This is a genomic window from Flavobacterium aestuarii (genome assembly GCF_040049115.1).
Classification (GTDB): Bacteria; Bacteroidota; Bacteroidia; order Flavobacteriales; family Flavobacteriaceae; genus Flavobacterium; species Flavobacterium aestuarii.
This window is the reverse complement of record NZ_JBDLZZ010000015.1, coordinates 1-19,273: the sequence shown is the minus strand read 5'-3', so window position 1 is coordinate 19,273 and position 19,273 is coordinate 1. Positions and strand designations below refer to the sequence as shown.

The following is a 19,273-nucleotide window of genomic DNA, read 5'->3' as shown; positions in this document are numbered from 1 at the left end:
AATTATTTTTTCAAAGCTGCTTTAATAGCTGCCATCAATTCAGCACCGCCATTATCTAAAATTTCTTTGGCACAATTGAAACCTAATTTTTTCCATTCGCTGACATCTACCGTTTTTTCGATTTCCAATTTTTGTTTTCCGTCGATAGACAGCAAAATCCCTTTGAAAGTAAAAGTATCTTCCAATTCAGAGTATGTTGCCAATGCTCCAATTGGCGCTGTACACCCACCTTCAAGAATTTTCAGAAATTGTCTTTCAATATGTGTGCAGACTTCCGTTTCGACATCATTCAGCTGAGAAACGGCATCCAGAACAAACTCATCATTTGCCATAGCAACAACTACCATTGCACCCTGAGCAGGAGCAGGAATCATCCAGTCTAAGTTGATAAAATCTGTCGGTTTTAAATTGATACGCTCTAATCCTGCAGCTGCAAAAACAGCTCCGTTCCAGTCGTTATCGTTGAGTTTCTGCATTCGGGTATTTACGTTTCCGCGTAAATCGACTACAGTATGATTAGGGTATTTATTCAACCACATTGCCTGACGGCGCAGACTTCCTGTGGCAATAGTTCCGTTTGTTTCAAGAAAATCCAAATTTCCTTTGTGAACCAAGATATCCAAAGTATTGGCTCTTTGCAAAACTGCTGACTGAACAATTCCGATTGGCAGAGCTGTTGGCACGTCTTTCATCGAATGCACAGCAATGTCAACTTGACCGTTAATCATTGCAATGTCCAATGTTTTGGTGAAAATCCCTGTAATTCCAAGCTCGTAAAGTGGCTTGTCAAGAATAATATCGCCTTCCGATTTTACGGCAATGATTTCGGTTTTGTACCCTAAGTCGTTTAGTTTTTTTTCTACCGTGTGGGCTTGCCAAAGTGCTAATTCGCTATCGCGTGTTCCAATTCGTATTGTTTTTTCTGCCATTTTCTCGCAAAGGCGCAAAGGCGCAAATTTATTTAGTAACCGTTTCTATTTGAAAAACTTTTTGAATCCAATCGATGCTCTCATCTACCATGGTATCTTCATTTTTAAGATGATTGGCAAAATGAGTGGTGATTTTTTGGATGATTCTTGAACTGATGATTTCGGCTTGTTCTTCGTTGAAGTTGGATATTTTTTTGCTTTGAAAATCCAATTCCGAATTTTTAATCGTATTCAGCTTCTCTTTCAAGGCATTAATCGTAGGAGCAAACTTTCTCACTTTTGTCCAAGCGACAAATTCCTCCTTTATTTCTTCAATAATAGCCTCAGCTGCGGGGATATGGGCTTTTCTGTTTTCCAATGTCTCGTCAGTCATCTGCGACAAATGATCCATGTGAATTAATGTAACACCCTCAAGGTCTTTCACATTTTCGTTAACGTTTTTCGGAATCGATAAATCCAAAATCAGTAACGGTTTTTTAAGATTCAGAATCGCTTTGTCAATCGTTGGATTTTGAGCGCCTGTTGCCACCACAACGACATCTGCTTTTTGCAGTTCAATTTGCAGTTCTGCGTAATCCTTAACAATCAGATTCAGTTTTCCAGCCAATTTCTCGGCTTTGTCTTTGGTTCTGTTGATTAAGGTAATATGATCGTTTTTGGTATGCTTTACTAAATTTTCACAGGTATTTCTTCCTATTTTCCCTGTTCCGAAAAGTAAAATATTTTTGTTTCCAATGTCTGGAACATTCTTGATAATATATTGAACCGAAGCAAAAGATACCGAAGTGGCTCCAGAACTGATTTCGGTTTCATTTTTGATTTTTTTACTGGACTGAATCACGGCATTCACCAATCTTTCCAAAAAAGCGTTGGCTAAACCCATTGCTCTGGCTTCGGCAAAACCATTTCGTATCTGGCTGATGATTTCAAAATCGCCTAAAATCTGACTGTCCAAACCTGTTCCAACACGAAACAAATGCGAAATCGCTTCCTGATTTTTGTAAACGTAAGCCACTTTTTGAAAATCTTCAACGGTTCCGTTGCTGTTCTCACAAAGTAATTTGATTAATTGATAAGGATGTTCGGCGTGACCGTAAATTTCGGTTCTGTTACAGGTTGAAGTCACGAACAAACTCTGGATTCCTTCGTTTTTTGCCTGTTCCAACAAACGTGTTTTTGCTAAAGTATCAAGGCTAAATTTACCTCTTGTTTCTGCATCTGCTTTTTTGTAACTCAATCCAATGGAGTAAAAAAACTGATGCTTCGAAACGTTATGATTTTCCATATATTCACTTTCATATAAAGTATTACAAAACTATTACTATCATTTCTATAAAAACAACGCTAAAAGTTCTTTTTGTATCGCTTCGTGCTTTTTTGAATTTAAATCGTTGTTTTACAATAAAAACATCTATTTTTGTAGCGTTATCAAAGGTTATTTTTAAATTTATTTAGAGTCGTTCTAAATAAAAGCGCAAAAATAAAATTGTTTTTTTCTTTAAAAAATATCGCTATGAGTTCACAAGATATTATAACAATTGAAGAGGATTTTACCCTACTTCGTTTTCAAAATGATTCTGATATTTCCTTTCATGCTCAGCATGAGGTCAGTAGCGGATTGATTCAATTTCATTTTGGATTAAAGGGGAAAGCAAAATTTAACTTTAATCAAGGAAGTTATGTATTGGATTTGAATGAAGAGAAGTCGTATCTGTTCTACAATCCTCAAAAAGAATTACCTCTTAATTTGGAATTGGCGCCTAATACCTGGGTAATCTCCATTTTAATTTCGATTCAAAAATTTCACCGATTATTTTCGAATGATGCCGGTCATATTCCTTTTTTGAGCGAAGAGAACAAAGACAAAAAATATTACAAAGAAGGAGATATCAGTCCGTCGATGGCTATTGTTTTGAGTCAGTTGTTTCATTATAATCTAAATCCATCCATTAAAAATTTATATTACAAAGGCAAAGGTTACGAATTGTTGAGTCTTTATTTCAACCGATCAGAAGATCCAAATGCAGAGCAATGTCCGTTTTTGATTGATGAAGAAAATGTCTATAAAATTAAAAAAGCCAAAGAAATCATTATCGCCAATATGGCTGAACCACCGGGCTTACAGGAATTGGCAGACGAAGTGGGTTTGACTCTGAAAAAACTCAAAATGGGTTTTAAGCAAATTTATGGCGACACTGTTTATGGCTATCTCTTTGATTACAAAATGGATTATGCACGTCAATTACTGGACAGCGGTTCTTACAATGTAAACGAAGTGGGACTAAAAATTGGTTACAGCACCGGAAGTCATTTCATCGCCGCGTTCAAAAAGAAATTTGCAACTACACCAAAGAAATATCTGATGTCGATTAATTCGAATGTCTAAAAACAATCAATTTTAAACATCAAATCATAACTAAAAAATAACATTTATCATATTCCCTAGAAGTAGCTTTACATACTTTTGGCAAAAATTAAACTTACACATGAAAGGCGTATTATTAGTAAACCTTGGCTCACCAGAAAGCCCATCCCCAAAAGACGTAAAACCATATTTAGACGAATTCTTAATGGATAAATACGTGATTGACGTTCCGTATTTGTTGCGGGTATTATTGGTTCGCGGTATTATTTTAAGAAAGCGTCCAGAAGAATCCGCTCATGCGTATCAAAAAATTTGGTGGGACGAAGGTTCGCCTTTAGTTGTTCTTTCTGAAAGAATGCATAAAAAAGTACAGCCTTTGGTAAATGTTCCGGTTGCCCTGGCGATGCGTTATGGTTCAATGACTATCGAAAAAGGACTTCAGGAATTACATGACAAAGGCGTAGATGAGGTTTTGCTTTTTCCTTTGTATCCGCAGTATGCGATGGCTTCTACTCTAACCATTTTGGTAAAAGCCGAAGAAATCCGCAAGAAGAAATTTCCAAACATGAAATTTACTGATGTTCCGGCATTTTATAACAAACCGGATTACATCAAAAACTTGGCCGATTCGATTCAGAAACACTTATCAGGATTTGATTACGATCATTTATTGTTTTCGTATCATGGAATTCCAGAGCGTCATATCCGTAAAACTGATGTGACCAAATCACACTGCAAAATTGACGGTTCTTGCTGTAACACGCCTTCGCCTGCACATGATTTTTGCTACCGTCATCAATGTTATGAAACGACCAGACAAGTGGTTAAACTGCTAAATCTTCCCGAAGACAAATACAGTTTGACTTTTCAGTCAAGATTGGCTGGTGACAAATGGTTAGAGCCATATACCGATATCGAAATTGACAAAATGCCCGAAAAAGGAATCAAAAAACTAGCCGTTGTAACTCCCGCTTTTGTTTCGGATTGTTTGGAAACATTAGAAGAAATTGCGATGCGTGCTAAAGAGGATTTTGAAGCAAAAGGCGGTGAAGATTTCCTGGCTATTCCGTGTTTGAATGATGATGACGAATGGTGCCAAACCGTTGGAAATTGGATTAATGAGTGGGCGAAAGAATTGTAGAATGTAGATTAACGAATATAGATTTTTGATTTTTGTCCTATTGCACCTGAAACCTATTATCAACGATTCGCTGTAAGCAAATCTAAAATCTACAATCGTTAATCTAAAATCATAAATCCTATGGAAAGCTATAACTACCTCAAATCGCTGCACCTCATCTTTGTAATTACCTGGTTTGCCGGTTTATTTTATATCGTCCGATTGTTTGTGTACCAAATTGAAGCCGCTGATAAACCTTCGCCAGAGAAAGAAATTTTGCAGAAGCAATACAAAATAATGAGCTACAGATTGTGGTATATCATTACTTGGCCAAGTGCTGTTCTGGCCAGCATTTTTGCATTTTGGATGTTGTTTTTTACCCCAATGGGGAAAGCCTGGTTGCAAATGCCCTGGATGCATGTAAAACTTGGCTTCGTTTTTGTGCTATATTTATATCAGTTAAAATGCCAGCAGATTTTCAGTCAATTGCAAAGAGATGAAGTGAAATACACCACCAATTTTATGCGTTTGTGGAATGAAGTAGCCACAATAATTTTATTCGCAGTCGTATTTTTAGTCATCTTAAAAAATGCGGTGAATTGGGTTTATGGGGTTGTGGGTATCATTCTTTTTTCGATTACTATCATGCTTGGTTTTAAATTTTACAAAAAAATTAGAGAGAAAAACAATTCATAATCATGTTCAAAGGATATAAGATTCCGTTAATTTCATTACGTTTTAGAATCTTCATTTCAATGGTTGTATTAATCATTGCAACTTCCCTTTTACTGATATCCATTTCCATTATTCAGTACAAAAATGTCGCCAAAAAATACAATCAAAGGCGAATCGAAAACATGGAAAACTATGTCAAAAAGCACATTGATTATATGCTTTCTACAACCACTTATCCTTTAACAGATGATAATATAAAAGCAATTTTTAAGGATAAAATTCACGAAATATCAGATATTCAAAATACCGAGATCCAAATCTATTCATTGGACGGAAAACTAATAAAATCCTCTAAGGAATCTTTTTCGGTTGAGAAAAATTTGCCGAAAGTTTCAAAATTTATACTTCGATTGGTAAATTCCTCCATTGATAAAAGATTTCTTGAGGTCAAAACCATTAACGGGGTCAAATATAGATCTTCCTATAGTTTGATAAAAAACAAAAAATTCAAACCTATTGCTATATTAAAACTACCCAATATTCCGGATGATGGCTATTATGAAAAAGAACTGAACAGTTTCCTCATTCGGTTAGTACAAGTTTATTCGTTGATGATTGCGATCGCCTTTGGATTGGCTTACATTCTTTCTTCATTTATCACAAAACCTATTTATGATTTTGCCGAAAGATTAAGGGAAACCAGTCTGAATCAAAAGAATGAAAAAATTCCATTTTCGACCAAGATTAAAGAAATCAACATGCTTGTGATGGCTTATAACAGAATGACCGAAGAACTCGAAAGAAATGCAATTGTACTGGCTCAAAACGAAAGGGATTTAGCCTGGAGAGAAATGGCAAAACAAGTGGCTCATGAAATCAAAAATCCGCTTACCCCGATGCAGCTTACTATTCAGAGTTTTCAAAGAAAATTTAATCCTGAAGACCCTAATATCAAACAAAAATTAAACGATTTTTCAGAATCATTAATACAGCAAATTGACACGATGAGCTCCGTTGCTTCTGCCTTTTCGGATTTTGCTTCTATGCCTGCACAACATAATGAAGTACTTAATGTTGTAGAAGTTATCGATTTGACTTTGGATATCTTTAATGAAGATTATATTGTTTTTGAATCTTCCGATAAGGAAATTATTTCAAAAATAGATCGGACACAACTTATTCGAATTATTACCAATTTAGTCAAAAATGCTACTCAGGCAATTCCAGAGGAGCAAGAAACCAAAATGATATTGGTTTCCATAAGCAAAACAACAGACCAAGTGATCATTTCTATAAAAGACAATGGAACAGGAATAGAACCAGAACATATTGACAACATTTTTGAACCTAAATTCACCACAAAAAACAGTGGAATGGGGCTAGGTCTGGGAATCATCAAAAACATTATCGAAAACTATAACGGAACAATTACCTTTGAAACGAAATTTGGAAGAGGCACTATTTTTACGGTTACACTTCCTCTTATAAATACCTAAAACAAACAAAACACCATGAACTACGACAACCTTTTAATTACAATAGAAAACAACATTGCAACTGTTACCATCAATAGACCAAGCAAACTAAACGCTTTGAATATTGCAACGATTAATGATTTGCATAAAGCGATTAAAGTATTGGGTAAAAACAAAGAAATTCAAGTTATTATTCTTACCGGAAGTGGCGAAAAAGCATTTGTTGCTGGTGCCGATATTTCAGAATTTGCCCATTTCACTATCGAAGAAGGAGCACAACTGGCTTTTCAGGGACATGAATTGCTTTTTAATTATATAGAAAACCTAAAAACTCCGGTTATTGCAGCCATAAATGGATTCGCTTTGGGCGGAGGATTGGAATTGGCTATGGCTTGTCATATTAGAGTTGCCTCAGATAATGCAAAAATGGGGCTTCCAGAAGTTTCGCTTGGCGTAATTCCAGGTTATGGAGGAACGCAGCGTTTGCCACAATTAGTTGGGAAAGGCCGCGCTATGGAAATGATTATGACCGCCGGAATGATTACAGCCGATGAAGCCAAACAATACGGATTAGTAAACCACGTAGTCCCACAAGCTGAATTACTTGAATTTAGTACTTCGATTGCGCAAAAAATAATGAAAAACTCTCCTTTTGCCATTGGTAGAGCCATAAAAGCTGTCAATGCTAATTATGCGGATGGCAAAAATGGTTTTGAAACAGAAATAAAAAACTTCGGGCGCTGTTTTGGAACCGAAGATTTCAACGAAGGAACAAAAGCATTTTTAGAGAAAAGAAAAGCTGTTTTTAAGGGGAAATAATTAAAAGTTGGCAGTGTTCAGAAAAGTTGAATCAATCAAGAAACATTTTTTTGTGTAATATTGTCATTCCGACGAAGGAGGAATCTTCGTCAGAAGCTCGATAAAGATTGAGGATTTTGATTGCGGAATTACTTACGGAGATTCCTCCTACGTCGGAATGACATACTTTGAGGATAATATGTTATTCAACAAGTTTTACGTTTCTCCGAACACTTGTGTTTTTAAAAACCTGTTAGATTTAATCAAAATGCATCAAATTAAATATTAAAAAATAAAAACGAATAGATATGTCCTTCCAGCCTGTATTTGCCGAATTTTGGAAAAAAGTAAAAGAAAGCATTGCTGATAAAACCTTTGCCAAATTAACTTTGGCCAAAACCATTGGCGATACTGATTTGAAGAATATTTATGTCCGTCCCGTTTTATTGGAAAATGATGAGTTCAAACTTTCGATTATTGCACGCTACAAAACCGAAGAAATTGAAAGTTTTCATTCGCTGGAAGAAACTTTTTTTGTGCTGGCTCCCTATATGAATAATCCTTTTTTGTCCGCAATATTATTCACAACAGAAAACGACATCACTTTTAAACTCAACAAAAAAAGAACAGGAACAATTACTGAACAGACACCGACTTTCAAGAATGCTTCGGATGTGATTCTGGAGATGAAAGACAAAGGGCTTTAGTAGTATTCAGTGTTCAGTTGGCAGACGGCAGAATTTAGATAATAGTCTACAGTAGAACTGATTACTGTAGTCTTAAACCTGTAATCTAATTCTTTCACATAAGTTCTTTCGGGAATTTGTCTATGATAAGATTCAGGTTGATGTTGTGTTCCAAATACGCTTTCAATCCTGAGAGAACAAAGGCAAAACCTTCTGTAGAATTCTTTATTGCCAATAGAAGTTCGTCTCCAGTTACATCAAAACCGTAATGCTTGATTGACACATAAGTGGTATCATCGCTTAATGGCTTAAAGCTAAAATCAATAGTTGTAGGTTTTTCAGAGGTAAACCAGTCAACAGTAATTTTTTGATTTTTCACAATTTCTTTGGCGACTACCTGAGTCGAAAAATTATACATTTCCCATTCCCAAGTTACTGTCTTCCCCACTTCTAATTTGTCACTGCCTTTAGTAAACCAAAAATATTTGGTCACTTCAGGATCAATAAATGCCTGAAAAACTTCGGAAGCCGGTTTCCGGATCCGCATTTGGGCTTCGGAACATTTTAAATTATTGTCTGACATAATTATTTGGTTTTAAAATTTTGAAATCAATATCTGAGATGCACTGCGGTGCATCTCTACGGCAATTCATTCAAATTTAAACGATTCAAGAAAAACCTGCTATCTGAACTCTGCAATCTGAATTCTAATATCTACAATTCCCCATCCCATTCTGCGTAAAACTGCGCTAAAAATCCCTGCATGTAATCATGTCTTTTTTGGGCAATTTCTTTTCCTGTGTGAGTATTCATTTTGTCTTTTAGCAATAATAACTTTTCATAGAAATGATTGATTGTTGGTGCCTGACTGTTTTTGTATTCCTCTTTGGTCATACTCAAATTTGGGGAAATTTGAGGATTATGCATCGCTCTGTTCTTGAATCCGCCATAGTTGAAAGCTCTGGCTATTCCAATGGCTCCAATAGCGTCCAAACGATCCGCATCCTGAACGATATCCAATTCTATAGACGAGAAGGTCTTTTCGTTATTTCCACCCTTAAAAGAGATGTTATCTATAATCTGGACAACATGTGCAATCGTATCTTCTGAAGCACCTTCTTTTTCTAAAAACTCACGAGCAACTTTTGGCCCAACGGTTTCATCACCGTCATGAAATTTACTATCGGCGATATCGTGAAGCAAAGCTCCAAGTTTGACAACGGTCTCATCGCAGGTTTCACCACTGGCAATTAGTAATGCATTTTTATAAACGCGCTGGATGTGAAACCAATCGTGTCCTCCTTCGGCATTTTCTAACTTTTCCTTTACAAAAAGAATCGTTTTATTTATTAAATCGGGATTACTCATAGCTGTCTGTATTTATAAAAAAAGCTGATTTTTAAAGTATGAACCTCAAAAATCAGCAATGTTAAGTTTAATATCAAAAATCAATTGCAATCTCAATTTTAAAAAAATCTAAAAACTGAGTTCTGCAATCTTAAATCTACAATCTTGCCGGTTCTACCCATTTAAATTGAAATGATTCTGTTGGGATTACTAACCTTTCCGAAATTTTAGCCATTCTAGCAGGCAGTTTCATTAAGTAATCACGGGCTTTCTCCGCTTCATCAGTTAAACTTCCAATTTTGTCAATCTCCCACTTTTCAATTAATTTCTGCATGATATCAACATAATCACTTGCGGTATAAACCCCAATTCGCTGTGCCGAATCAGAAAAATGTACAAAGGCAGAACTTATTTTTTCTCCGGATTCTCTCAGGAAGTGAGCAGGCATAACGATTTTCTGTTTCATCATGTATTGAAAAGCCAGCATCATTTCGCTTGGATCCACTTTAAAAATTTCGGTAACAAAATGGCTATACGCATGGTGGTGGCGCATTTCATCGCCAGCAATCATTTTGCACATTTTGGATAATTTCTTATCTCCGTAGCTTTTGGCCAACTGCGACACACGGTTATGAGAAATATAAGTCGCTAATTCCTGAAAACTAGTGTAAACGAAGTTTTTATAAGGATCTCTTCCGGTTCCAATATCAAAACCATCGTTGATTAAGTGCTGAGTAGTCATTTCGATTTCACGCATGTTCACACGGCCTGACAAATACAGGTATTTATTCAATAAGTCTCCGTGACGGTTCTCTTCACCAGTCCATTCACGAACCCATTTTGACCAGCCGTTTCTGCCTTCATTATCAACTCCTTCTACTTCCATCAGCCAGTTTTCGTAGGTTGGCAGGGCTTCTTCGGTAATCATATCTCCAACCATAGCAACCCAAAAATCATAAGGAAGATCTTTGGAAATTTCTCTAAGTTCCTTTACTTCTTCAAGGAAATTATCGCTTTCAGAGTTGGGCAAAAAGTCAGAAGGCTGCCAAATCTTTTCTACAGGTATCAGGTATTGATCCACAAAACTGTCAACCTTGTTTTCCAGAAACTGCATTACTTCCAGACGAATGTTTTTTATAGACATTGTATTTATTATTAAATTTTTATTCCGTTTACAATAACCGATTCGGTTTTTTCCATGATCTCTTTAAACTCAAAATCTTTTACTGCAAATGCTTCGTGCACTACAAAGGTAATATGATTTCCCAAACCATAGGGAAAAGTTCCATATTTTACGAGTTTCCATGAATTATTGATACTTATGGGAACTATATATGCCGATGGCGCATTTTTGCATAATATTTTTAAACCTGTTTCTGCAAATTCCTTTGGTTTACCGTCTTTGCTTCGGGTTCCTTCTGGGAAAATGACTGCTGAGCGGGTATGCTTTTCTATATATTCAGCTATTTTTTTGATCTCTGGTATCGCTTGCTTTGGGTTTTTTCTATCTATAACTACTGATCCGCCGTGTCTCAGATTATAGGAAACACTCGGAATCCCTTTTGCTAATTCTTTTTTACTTACAAATTTTGGATGAAATCTTCTTAAATACCAAATCGACATAATGATATCATAAAGACTCTGATGATTGGCTACAAAAATAATAGGCACTCCTTTCGGGATACTTTCCCTGTTTTCAAAAGTAAAAGTTGTTCCTAGAAGTATAACGATTTTCAGCAGTACAAAATTGAGATAATCGACACTTTTTTTATGCGCCTGATAACCAAATACGTTCAGACAAATCCATTGAATTGGGTGAAATACCACCAAAGTCAACAATACCAATATTAAGACAATAAAAGATAAGGGATACGAAATTAACTTCTGCATACTATTAAATTTAGTGCAAAAGTAGTAAATTATACTTTACTTATAGTCTTTTTCCAAAACAGCTGGATTTTGATTAAGACTTTAGTTCAATCTTAAATAAAAATAAAAGCCGATACTAAACAGATTTTTAAATCTTTATATCCTGAACAATAGCATCCTCAGTCTTTTTCTTTATTTCATCAAATGAAAAATCACCCACTTTTAACGGCTTATGAACAGTAAATTTAATATGATTTCCAAAACTTAACGGAAAATAACCGTATCGGTACACTTTCCAGGAATCATTGATAGTTATCGGAACAATGTAGGCAGAAGGTGCATACTTACATAAAATTTTAAGTCCGCTCTCGGCAAATTCTTTTGGTTTTCCGTCTTTGCTTCGGGTTCCTTCGGGAAAAATAACCGCTGAAACGTTTTCTTTTTCAATATATTCTGCTAATGATTTTATCTGTGGAATAGCCTGTTTGGGATTGCTTCGGTCAATAAGTACATATCTTGCATTGCGCAGAAAATAAGAAACACTCGGAATCCCCTTTGCCAGTTCTTTTTTAGTAACAAAAAGACAATTAAACTTTCGCAGATACCAGATAATCCCAGCAGTGTCTAACAAGCTCTGATGATTGGCTACAAATATAACCGGAACATTTTTTGGAATATAATCTATGTTTTCAAAAGAAAAACGGGTTCCTAAAATATGATTGCATTTTAAACTGATAAAAGCTACAGAATTAAAAACTGCCTGCAATCCGGTATTTCCAAAAAGCTTAAAAGCAATCCATTCGATGGGCTGCATAACACACATTATTACAAAATAAACCGAATAGTATATTGATGTTATGAGGTATAATAAAATCTTCTTCATTACAATAAAAATTATACTCAAAAATAATAAATCTCCTTTTATTGTTCAATTTTAAACTATAACAATTATTCAATTTAGTGTTTAATTGTACATTTGCCTGCTATAACAGCGTTATTTTTTAAAATGAACTTCACGTATCCTAAAAACGAAAAACTCAAAAGCAAAATTACCATCGGCTTATTATTTACCGAAGGCAAATCGGTGGCTAAATATCCGTTGCGGCTGGTTTATAATACGGGAACTTTTGGCGAAGGCGAAAAAATAAAAATAGGCGTTTCGGTTTCCAAAAAATATTTCAAGAAAGCCGTAGATCGTAATTATTTCAAAAGAGTATTACGCGAAACTTACAGACTCAACAAACATTTACTCTTAGATAATCTGGACCAGCCGTATTCGTTTATGCTTTTTTACCAATGCAAGGACCGTTTGACTTTTGAAGAAATCAATACCAAAACGGTACAGTTGTTTGAGAAATTTGCACTGCAGATAAAAAAAGAAGAAGAACAATCCGAATAAATATCCATTTCATAGAGCAATTCTATCGCTTAGTTGTAATCTAAATTAATTTTGTATTTTTAAAATAAATTATGCTCCTATGAAATCAAAATTAATAATTGCTCTTTTATTTTTTGTTGCATTAAGCTGTAAAAAAGCTGAGGCCGAAGTTTCTGCCGATATGTCAATACAAGCAGTAAAATTACCAGCAAAAGCAGAGTCTGTAAACTCTGATGATTATTCCGTATCACCAAATGAAAAAGATAAAGTCATTGAGAAAAAAATAATCAGGACTGGCAATCTTAGATTTCAAACCGATAATCTGGAAACTACCTATGAACAGATAAAAAATGCCGTAAAAAAAGGAAAAGCCTTTATACAGAACGATAGTCAAGGAAAAGAATATGCTTCCATTTACAGACGAATAACGGTTCGCATTCCAAGTGATAATTTTGATTCTTTCATAAAAGACATTTCGAATGGAGTAGACTATTTTGACAATAAAGAGATTAATTCACAAGATGTAACGGAAGAATACATCGATATTGATGCCCGATTAAAAGCCAAAAAGAAACTTGAAAACAGGTATCTTGAACTTTTGGCAAAAGCCAACAAAATGTCTGAAATGCTGGCAATTGAAGCACAGCTTTCGGCTATCAGAGAAGAAATTGAGGCAAAAGAAGGTCAATTGAGATACATGCAAAGCCAAGTCTCGTTGAGCACTGTCACAATAGAATTCTATAAAACAATTGCTGAAGAAAGCGGTGTTACCATTTCTTATGGAGCCAAAATTTGGAACTCAATCAAATCTGGTTTTTATGGTATTTCGACTTTCTTTTTGTGGTTACTGGAAATTTGGCCTTTTATTATTTTAGCAGTTGCCCTATTTTATTTTATAAGAAAACGATTCAAGAAAAAAAACACATAATCATGCATACCTTTTTCCAAAAAAAATTCATTATTCCAGTTGTTGCATCTGCATTTTTGTTTGTGGGTGTAAGTTTCAAGGACGACTATTTTGAGATTGCCAAACAATTGGAAATTTTCACGACGCTGTTCAAAGAATTGAACAAAAATTATGTCGACGAAACAACTCCCGCCGAGCTGATGAACAACGCCGTTAAAGGAATGCTGAGTTCTCTTGATCCCTATACCGTATATTTTAATGAGCAGGAAGTACTTAAGTTTAAAATCAATAATACAGGCGAATATACCGGAATTGGTGCATTAATCACTCGCGAAAACGACAAACTGATTTTAAAAGAACCGTATAAAAATTTCCCAGCCGATAAAGCTGGACTCAAAGCCGGTGACGAAATCATTCAGATTGGTGATACACCTTTGGCCGACTTCAAGGACGATGCTTCACAGCTTTTCAAAGGATCTAAAAACACAAAAATCGATGTAAAATACATTCGCCAGGGAAAACCATATTCGGCTGTAATTGTACTGGATGAAGTCGAAATCAAATCGGTTCCTTATTTTGCCAAAATTGATGACAAAACAGGTTACATCGTATTGGCTCACTTCAACAGAAAAGCTTCAAATGAAACTAGAGACGCATTAGAACAATTAAAAAGGCAAGGAGCCGAAAGAATCGTTTTGGACTTAAGAGGAAATCCTGGAGGATTATTAAATGAAGCGGTAAACATCTGTAATCTTTTTGTGCCTAGAAATGAAGTAATAGTTACTACCAAATCCAAAATTGAAAAACACAACAACACCTATAAAACTTCGCAGGAACCTGTGGATACGACAATTCCTTTAGTGATTTTAGTAAACGGGCGAAGCGCCTCTGCCTCTGAAATTGTTTCAGGAGCGCTACAGGATTTAGATCGTGCTGTTGTTTTGGGAAGCCGCAGTTTTGGAAAAGGGTTGGTGCAGAGACCTGTGGATCTGACTTATGGAACTCAGCTGAAAGTGACTATTTCGCGTTATTACACGCCTTCCGGCAGATGTATTCAAGCTTTGGATTATGCACATAAAGACAAAAATGGTGTAGCAACACGAACTGATTCTAAAAATTACAATGCTTTTAAAACCCGAAAAGGAAGAACGGTTTATGATGGCGGCGGAATTTTGCCTGATATCGAAATGGAAGAAACCAAAACAAGTCCAATCGCTAATGCGTTATTAAAAAATGACGGTATTTTTGATTATGCAACCAAATATTATTACAAAAATCCAAATTTAGGAACTAAAATTCCCGTTATCACTGATGCGGATTATGCCGATTTCAAACAATATCTAAAAGCGCAAAAATTCAATTTTGATACTGAAACCGAAATCGCTTTGAAAAACACTTTGGCTGCCGCCAAAAAAGAAAAACTGGATGAAGCCATTACGCTGGAATACCAGCAGCTTCTTACTGCGCTTCAAAAATCGGAGAATGCCTTATTGGATAAAAATCAAAAGGAAATAAAAGGGTTATTATTGGACGAAATCATCAAACGCTATCAATATCAGGAAGGTCTTTATGATTATTACATCAAAAACAATCCTGAAATTAAAAAAGCAGTCAGTGTTCTGAATACAACAGCGGAATATAACTCTATTCTAAAAATTTAAATTATATTATCATACTACGTAAGGTGATAATCGAATCCTATGAAAAATTTTATTCAAATCATTTTAATCCTTTTGGGACAAATCATTTTTTCGCAAAACGTTGAAAATATCAGTAAAATCAATTTGACCTATTCTAAAGGAAGTAATTCTTGGGGAAAAAATGGTGTTTATTCAAGAGTTGAAATATTTGAATTGACTAAAACCGAAAAAGGTGATTTTAAAATTTCAAAACATTTAAAAATTGATGAAAAAACAAATGGCAAAATTTTCTCAAAAGATTCCACAATCTTAAAAACTTCAAAATATAAATTTGTGTCAAAAAATGAGATACAAAATCTATTAACATCATTAAACATTAATAAAGAAAATTTTACTGAAGAATATTTAAAGCAAAATTTCACAAAACCAACAAAAAGTGAAATTATTGAAATTGCTAAAAAGAGTGATCACTATCTAAAGAAAGATATTGAAAATATTTATTCTCAAATACAAGCTTATAAGTATTTAGAAGAGTTTGTAAAAATTGAGAAATCAAACATAAACAATACTTTACTAACAGTAGATGCTTGGAATAGTTTAAGAATTATTACTTCTTTTAAAGAAGAAAATAAAATTTACACTTTAGATTTTTTTAAAAATTGCGGTCAGCCAATTTCAATAAATTATGCTCAAATCAATAAGTCAGATCATAAAGTAGAAATTAAACAAAACAAAAGCTATCAAATAGTTAACTTGGATGTAAATTTAATTCTGCAAAAAATATTACCTAATGATACAAATCTTTGGAATTCACTTAATTTAAATAATATTCGGAATGAGTACATAATTTGGTTTTTAGAAAATAAACTGATATAAGTTCTAAACTCGTAGCGAACCTCTAAATCCTCTTGCTGCATAGTAGGAATCTGCGCCATTGTGATATACGAACACCGTTCCGTATCTAAAATCGCAGAAAAGAGCACCGCCAAGTTTTCTGATATCAGCTGGTGTTACAATCCAGCTGGATGTTTTATTGTCAAACTTTCCTAGTTTTTGCAGGTCACGATATTGATCTTCGGTTAAAAGCTCAACGCCCATTGCTGATGCTGCGTCGATAACGGTCTCTTTGGGTTTATTTTCTTTTCTTTTATCTAGAGCTTCACGGTCATAGCAGTAGCTTCTTCGGCCAGAAGGACTTTCTACGGAGCAGTCGACGAAAATATATTCGCCTGTATTCTTATCATATGCAACAACGTCTGGTTCTCCGCCAGTTATTTCCATTTCATTAAGAGACCATAATTTTTCAGGATTGGCTTCCAGTTTTGCTTGTATGCTTTTCCATTCGAGATCTTTGTGTCTGTCGCTATTTTTTTCAAAACGGGTTTTTAATATCTGAAATAATTCGGTACTTTTTTCTTGTAACAGCTCTTTTTTAGTTCCCATTTTTGTTAAATTATTATTTAGTTTTACATTTTTTATTATCGCTATTTAGCTATTATACAATAAATTACTGGTTTGATAAAATAGCGTTTTAGTAAAATTACAAAAAAATCTATCTAGCGAAACATTTAATTAGCCACAAGAATTCCTAGCTAGAGTTTGTCCAAAATAAATCTCACAAAGTCGCAAAGCCGCAAAGAAATCCAATCTTAACTTTGCGGCTCAGCGTCTCTGCGAGAGTGAATTAAAACTTATGATATTGTAATCCCTCGTGTGTAACCGATGGCAGAACTGAACTTGTTATGAAACACTAAATCTAATACCCCAAAAAACAGACAATCAATCTTAATTTTTTAATAATTTCTTTACCGAACGTGATATAAATCAGTTAAGATTATTTGAACAATCCTTATATTTGGCAATCATTAAAAAAAAACTATGGACTTTATATACCAGGATCCTTATCCTATTTTAAAAGACGATACACAATACCGTAAAATCACTTCGGATTTTGTAAAAACAGAACAGCTTGGAGACAGAGAAATTCTTACTGTTGACCCAAAAGGCTTGGAACTTTTGGCTCAGGAAGCTTTGAAAGATGTTTCGTTTATGCTTCGTACTTCGCATTTGGAAAAATTAAGAGCAATTCTTGATGATCCCGAAGCAACCGATAACGACCGCTTTGTGGCCTATAATTTATTGCAGAATGCTGCTGTGGCTATTGATGGAGAATTACCTTCTTGTCAGGATACAGGAACAGCGATTGTAATGGCCAAAAAAGGCGAAAACGTATATACAGGAGCCGATGATGCCGAATGGCTTTCTAAAGGGATTTTTAATACCTATCAGGAACGTAACCTGCGTTATTCTCAGATTGTGCCAATCAGCATGTTTGAGGAAAAAAACTCAGGTTCAAATCTTCCGGCACAAATTGATATTTATGCTAAAAAAGGAGCTTCTTATGAGTTTTTGTTTTTGGCAAAAGGAGGAGGATCGGCGAATAAAACCTATTTGTACCAGCAGACAAAATCATTATTGAACGAAAAATCACTTGATGCCTTCATTCGTGCGAAAATAATGGATTTAGGAACTTCAGCTTGTCCGCCTTACCATTTGGCTTTAGTGATTGGAGGAACTTCTGCGGAAGCGAATCTGGCTGCTGTGAAAAAAGCATCTGCAGGTTATTTTGACAATTTACCGACATCTGGAAACATGGCTGGTCAGGCTTTCCGTGATTTGGAGTGGGAAAAAAGAGTACAGCTAATCTGCCAGCAGAGTGCTATCGGAGCACAGTTTGGAGGAAAATATTTTACGCATGACGTTCGTGTAATCCGTTTACCGCGACACGCTGCTTCCTGCCCGGTTGGATTGGGCGTTTCCTGCTCGGCCGACAGAAATATCAAAGGAAAAATCACCAAAGACGGTATTTTTGTAGAGCAATTGGAAGTAAATCCAAAACGTCTGCTGCCTGAAACACCGCCGCATTTGGAAGAAGCAGTAGAGGTTGACTTGAATCAGCCGATGGCCGATATTCTTAAAAAATTATCTCAATACCCAATCAAAACACGATTGAAATTAAACGGAACTTTAATCGTTGCCCGTGATATTGCTCACGCTAAAATCAAGGAATTACTGGATGCCGGTAAACCGATGCCGGAATACTTTAAAAATCACCCAATCTATTACGCAGGACCTGCAAAAACACCAGAAGGAATGGCTTCGGGAAGTTTTGGGCCAACAACGGCTGGCCGTATGGACGTTTATGTTGAGGAATTCCAAAAGAATGGAGGAAGCATGGTAATGCTTGCCAAAGGAAACAGAACCAAAGACGTAATGAATGCCTGTAAAACCTACGGCGGATTCTATTTGGGTTCCATCGGAGGGCCAGCAGCTATCTTGGCCAAAGAAAACATTCTTTCAGTTGAAGTTGTTGATTTCGAAGAATTAGGAATGGAAGCTGTTCGCAAAATCACGATCAAAGATTTCCCTGCTTTTATTATTACTGATGATAAAGGGAATGATTTCTTTTCTAATTTATAGGATGTAACTGCAAAGTTTCACCAGATTATATTTTACCGCAAATTCGCAGATTATTTCAGTTTTTTGAGATGTAAAATTTGTGAATTTGCGGTATTTTTATGACCTAAATTTATTCTAAATCATGAATCAGCTTTTATCTGTTTTTAATTCCATTCTTCCAATTTCAGAAGAAGAGCAAATGTTTATGAAACAGCATTTGTTTATAGAAAACCTGAAAAAAGGAGAAGTATACTGTGAAAAGGATAAAATCTGTAAAAAGATTGGTTTCGTATTGGAAGGTGTTTTCAAGGTAATGAAAATAGATTCCGAAGGAAATGAATACATACCGTACTTTACAAGCGAGGGACATTTTGCTGTTGCGATGGAAAGTTTTTCAGACAAAACTCCTTCTGATGAATCCGTTATGGCTGTAACAGATGCTACAGTCGTAACGATTACCAATAAAGCTTTTGATTTATTTGAAAAGGAAATAACCAATTTTTCGAAAATCGTCCATTTATTAAAAGAAAAAGCATTTTTCGAAAAATTTAATTGAGCTAGTCATTTAATTTCTGTATATTTAAGTCTTTAAAATCAGTAAATATGGGAGTATTTGAAGGGCAAA

Annotated in this window: 20 protein-coding genes; 12 read left to right on the top strand and 8 right to left on the bottom strand. The window is 35.1% G+C overall.

The annotated features are described in order from the left end of the window. Window positions 1-2 precede the first annotated feature (2 nt). Together hemC and hemA are read right to left on the bottom strand one after the other, a co-directional pair. Window positions 3-929, bottom strand: a complete 927-nt coding sequence (gene hemC / locus ABEG11_RS14760; protein ID WP_348824938.1) for a hydroxymethylbilane synthase — start codon at window positions 927-929, stop codon at window positions 3-5. A gap of 28 nt (window positions 930-957) precedes the next feature. After that, a complete protein-coding gene (gene hemA, locus ABEG11_RS14755) occupies window positions 958-2,214 on the bottom strand; it encodes a glutamyl-tRNA reductase (protein WP_348824937.1) in 1,257 nt (418 codons plus the stop codon). A 228-nt stretch (window positions 2,215-2,442) separates the two neighbouring features. Here hemA and ABEG11_RS14750 point away from each other — a divergent pair, with 228 nt between their 5' ends. The 6 genes from ABEG11_RS14750 (at window position 2,443) to ABEG11_RS14725 (ending at window position 8,069) form a co-directional block, all read left to right on the top strand. Next, a complete protein-coding gene (locus ABEG11_RS14750) occupies window positions 2,443-3,315 on the top strand; it encodes an AraC family transcriptional regulator (RefSeq protein WP_348824936.1) in 873 nt (290 codons plus the stop codon). Window positions 3,316-3,415: 100 nt separating this feature from the next. Beyond that, window positions 3,416-4,435, top strand: a complete 1,020-nt coding sequence (gene hemH / locus ABEG11_RS14745; RefSeq protein WP_348824935.1) for a ferrochelatase — start codon at window positions 3,416-3,418, stop codon at window positions 4,433-4,435. 120 nt (window positions 4,436-4,555) lie between these two features. Next, the gene (locus ABEG11_RS14740; protein WP_348824934.1) at window positions 4,556-5,110 is read left to right on the top strand and encodes a CopD family protein; all 555 of its coding nucleotides are present in this window, start codon (window positions 4,556-4,558) and stop codon (window positions 5,108-5,110) included. Between the two features lie 59 nt (window positions 5,111-5,169). Beyond that, complete coding sequence (locus tag ABEG11_RS14735) at window positions 5,170-6,585, top strand: sensor histidine kinase (RefSeq protein WP_348824933.1); 1,416 nt, start codon at window positions 5,170-5,172, stop codon at window positions 6,583-6,585. 15 nt (window positions 6,586-6,600) lie between these two features. Then, window positions 6,601-7,383 (top strand): enoyl-CoA hydratase/isomerase family protein, encoded by a 783-nt coding sequence (locus tag ABEG11_RS14730; RefSeq protein WP_348824932.1) that lies wholly within the window; start codon window positions 6,601-6,603, stop codon window positions 7,381-7,383. A gap of 287 nt (window positions 7,384-7,670) precedes the next feature. Beyond that, complete coding sequence (locus ABEG11_RS14725; RefSeq protein ID WP_348824931.1) at window positions 7,671-8,069, top strand: hypothetical protein; 399 nt, start codon at window positions 7,671-7,673, stop codon at window positions 8,067-8,069. 94 nt (window positions 8,070-8,163) lie between these two features. Here ABEG11_RS14725 and ABEG11_RS14720 read toward each other — a convergent pair whose 3' ends face one another. The 5 genes from ABEG11_RS14720 to ABEG11_RS14700 form a co-directional block, all read right to left on the bottom strand. Then, complete coding sequence (locus ABEG11_RS14720; RefSeq protein ID WP_348824930.1) at window positions 8,164-8,631, bottom strand: SRPBCC family protein; 468 nt, start codon at window positions 8,629-8,631, stop codon at window positions 8,164-8,166. Window positions 8,632-8,762: 131 nt separating this feature from the next. Beyond that, window positions 8,763-9,416: an HD domain-containing protein gene (locus ABEG11_RS14715; protein WP_348824929.1), complete on the bottom strand. Its 654-nt coding sequence runs from the start codon at window positions 9,414-9,416 to the stop codon at window positions 8,763-8,765. Between the two features lie 136 nt (window positions 9,417-9,552). Continuing rightward, entirely contained in the window at window positions 9,553-10,539 is a 987-nt protein-coding gene (locus ABEG11_RS14710) for an acyl-ACP desaturase (RefSeq protein WP_194642882.1), read from the bottom strand. 11 nt (window positions 10,540-10,550) lie between these two features. After that, window positions 10,551-11,285, bottom strand: a complete 735-nt coding sequence (locus ABEG11_RS14705) for a lysophospholipid acyltransferase family protein (protein WP_348824928.1) — start codon at window positions 11,283-11,285, stop codon at window positions 10,551-10,553. A gap of 127 nt (window positions 11,286-11,412) precedes the next feature. Beyond that, window positions 11,413-12,147: a lysophospholipid acyltransferase family protein gene (locus ABEG11_RS14700; RefSeq protein ID WP_348824927.1), complete on the bottom strand. Its 735-nt coding sequence runs from the start codon at window positions 12,145-12,147 to the stop codon at window positions 11,413-11,415. Between the two features lie 123 nt (window positions 12,148-12,270). Between ABEG11_RS14700 and rnpA the strand changes: the two genes are divergently transcribed. From rnpA to ABEG11_RS14680, 4 genes are all read left to right on the top strand, one after another. Beyond that, entirely contained in the window at window positions 12,271-12,663 is a 393-nt protein-coding gene (rnpA, locus tag ABEG11_RS14695; RefSeq protein WP_348824926.1) for a ribonuclease P protein component, read from the top strand. A 79-nt stretch (window positions 12,664-12,742) separates the two neighbouring features. Further along, window positions 12,743-13,570 (top strand): DUF4349 domain-containing protein, encoded by an 828-nt coding sequence (locus tag ABEG11_RS14690; RefSeq protein ID WP_348824925.1) that lies wholly within the window; start codon window positions 12,743-12,745, stop codon window positions 13,568-13,570. Window positions 13,571-13,572: 2 nt separating this feature from the next. Continuing rightward, window positions 13,573-15,210 (top strand): S41 family peptidase, encoded by a 1,638-nt coding sequence (locus ABEG11_RS14685; RefSeq protein WP_348824924.1) that lies wholly within the window; start codon window positions 13,573-13,575, stop codon window positions 15,208-15,210. A 39-nt stretch (window positions 15,211-15,249) separates the two neighbouring features. Beyond that, complete coding sequence (locus tag ABEG11_RS14680) at window positions 15,250-16,065, top strand: hypothetical protein (protein WP_348824923.1); 816 nt, start codon at window positions 15,250-15,252, stop codon at window positions 16,063-16,065. A 3-nt stretch (window positions 16,066-16,068) separates the two neighbouring features. On the opposite strand, the gene ABEG11_RS14675 is transcribed toward ABEG11_RS14680, so the two are convergent. Then, window positions 16,069-16,632, bottom strand: coding sequence for a DUF4256 domain-containing protein (locus tag ABEG11_RS14675; protein WP_348824922.1), 564 nt, complete (start codon window positions 16,630-16,632; stop codon window positions 16,069-16,071). A 435-nt stretch (window positions 16,633-17,067) separates the two neighbouring features. Here ABEG11_RS14675 and ABEG11_RS14670 point away from each other — a divergent pair, with 435 nt between their 5' ends. Continuing rightward, window positions 17,068-18,669, top strand: coding sequence for a fumarate hydratase (locus ABEG11_RS14670; protein ID WP_348824921.1), 1,602 nt, complete (start codon window positions 17,068-17,070; stop codon window positions 18,667-18,669). 121 nt (window positions 18,670-18,790) lie between these two features. Further along, the gene (locus tag ABEG11_RS14665) at window positions 18,791-19,204 is read left to right on the top strand and encodes a Crp/Fnr family transcriptional regulator (RefSeq protein WP_348824920.1); all 414 of its coding nucleotides are present in this window, start codon (window positions 18,791-18,793) and stop codon (window positions 19,202-19,204) included. Window positions 19,205-19,273 lie beyond the last annotated feature (69 nt).

Coding starts and splice junctions, on each gene's coding strand:
- hemC (WP_348824938.1), bottom strand. CDS start 929: ATGGCAGAAAAAACAATACGAATTGGAACACGCGATAGCGAATTAGCA.
- hemA (WP_348824937.1), bottom strand. CDS start 2,214: ATGGAAAATCATAACGTTTCGAAGCATCAGTTTTTTTACTCCATTGGA.
- ABEG11_RS14750 (WP_348824936.1), top strand. CDS start 2,443: ATGAGTTCACAAGATATTATAACAATTGAAGAGGATTTTACCCTACTT.
- hemH (WP_348824935.1), top strand. CDS start 3,416: ATGAAAGGCGTATTATTAGTAAACCTTGGCTCACCAGAAAGCCCATCC.
- ABEG11_RS14740 (WP_348824934.1), top strand. CDS start 4,556: ATGGAAAGCTATAACTACCTCAAATCGCTGCACCTCATCTTTGTAATT.
- ABEG11_RS14735 (WP_348824933.1), top strand. CDS start 5,170: ATGGTTGTATTAATCATTGCAACTTCCCTTTTACTGATATCCATTTCC.
- ABEG11_RS14730 (WP_348824932.1), top strand. CDS start 6,601: ATGAACTACGACAACCTTTTAATTACAATAGAAAACAACATTGCAACT.
- ABEG11_RS14725 (WP_348824931.1), top strand. CDS start 7,671: ATGTCCTTCCAGCCTGTATTTGCCGAATTTTGGAAAAAAGTAAAAGAA.
- ABEG11_RS14720 (WP_348824930.1), bottom strand. CDS start 8,631: ATGTCAGACAATAATTTAAAATGTTCCGAAGCCCAAATGCGGATCCGG.
- ABEG11_RS14715 (WP_348824929.1), bottom strand. CDS start 9,416: ATGAGTAATCCCGATTTAATAAATAAAACGATTCTTTTTGTAAAGGAA.
- ABEG11_RS14710 (WP_194642882.1), bottom strand. CDS start 10,539: ATGTCTATAAAAAACATTCGTCTGGAAGTAATGCAGTTTCTGGAAAAC.
- ABEG11_RS14705 (WP_348824928.1), bottom strand. CDS start 11,285: ATGCAGAAGTTAATTTCGTATCCCTTATCTTTTATTGTCTTAATATTG.
- ABEG11_RS14700 (WP_348824927.1), bottom strand. CDS start 12,147: ATGAAGAAGATTTTATTATACCTCATAACATCAATATACTATTCGGTT.
- rnpA (WP_348824926.1), top strand. CDS start 12,271: ATGAACTTCACGTATCCTAAAAACGAAAAACTCAAAAGCAAAATTACC.
- ABEG11_RS14690 (WP_348824925.1), top strand. CDS start 12,743: ATGAAATCAAAATTAATAATTGCTCTTTTATTTTTTGTTGCATTAAGC.
- ABEG11_RS14685 (WP_348824924.1), top strand. CDS start 13,573: ATGCATACCTTTTTCCAAAAAAAATTCATTATTCCAGTTGTTGCATCT.
- ABEG11_RS14680 (WP_348824923.1), top strand. CDS start 15,250: ATGAAAAATTTTATTCAAATCATTTTAATCCTTTTGGGACAAATCATT.
- ABEG11_RS14675 (WP_348824922.1), bottom strand. CDS start 16,632: ATGGGAACTAAAAAAGAGCTGTTACAAGAAAAAAGTACCGAATTATTT.
- ABEG11_RS14670 (WP_348824921.1), top strand. CDS start 17,068: ATGGACTTTATATACCAGGATCCTTATCCTATTTTAAAAGACGATACA.
- ABEG11_RS14665 (WP_348824920.1), top strand. CDS start 18,791: ATGAATCAGCTTTTATCTGTTTTTAATTCCATTCTTCCAATTTCAGAA.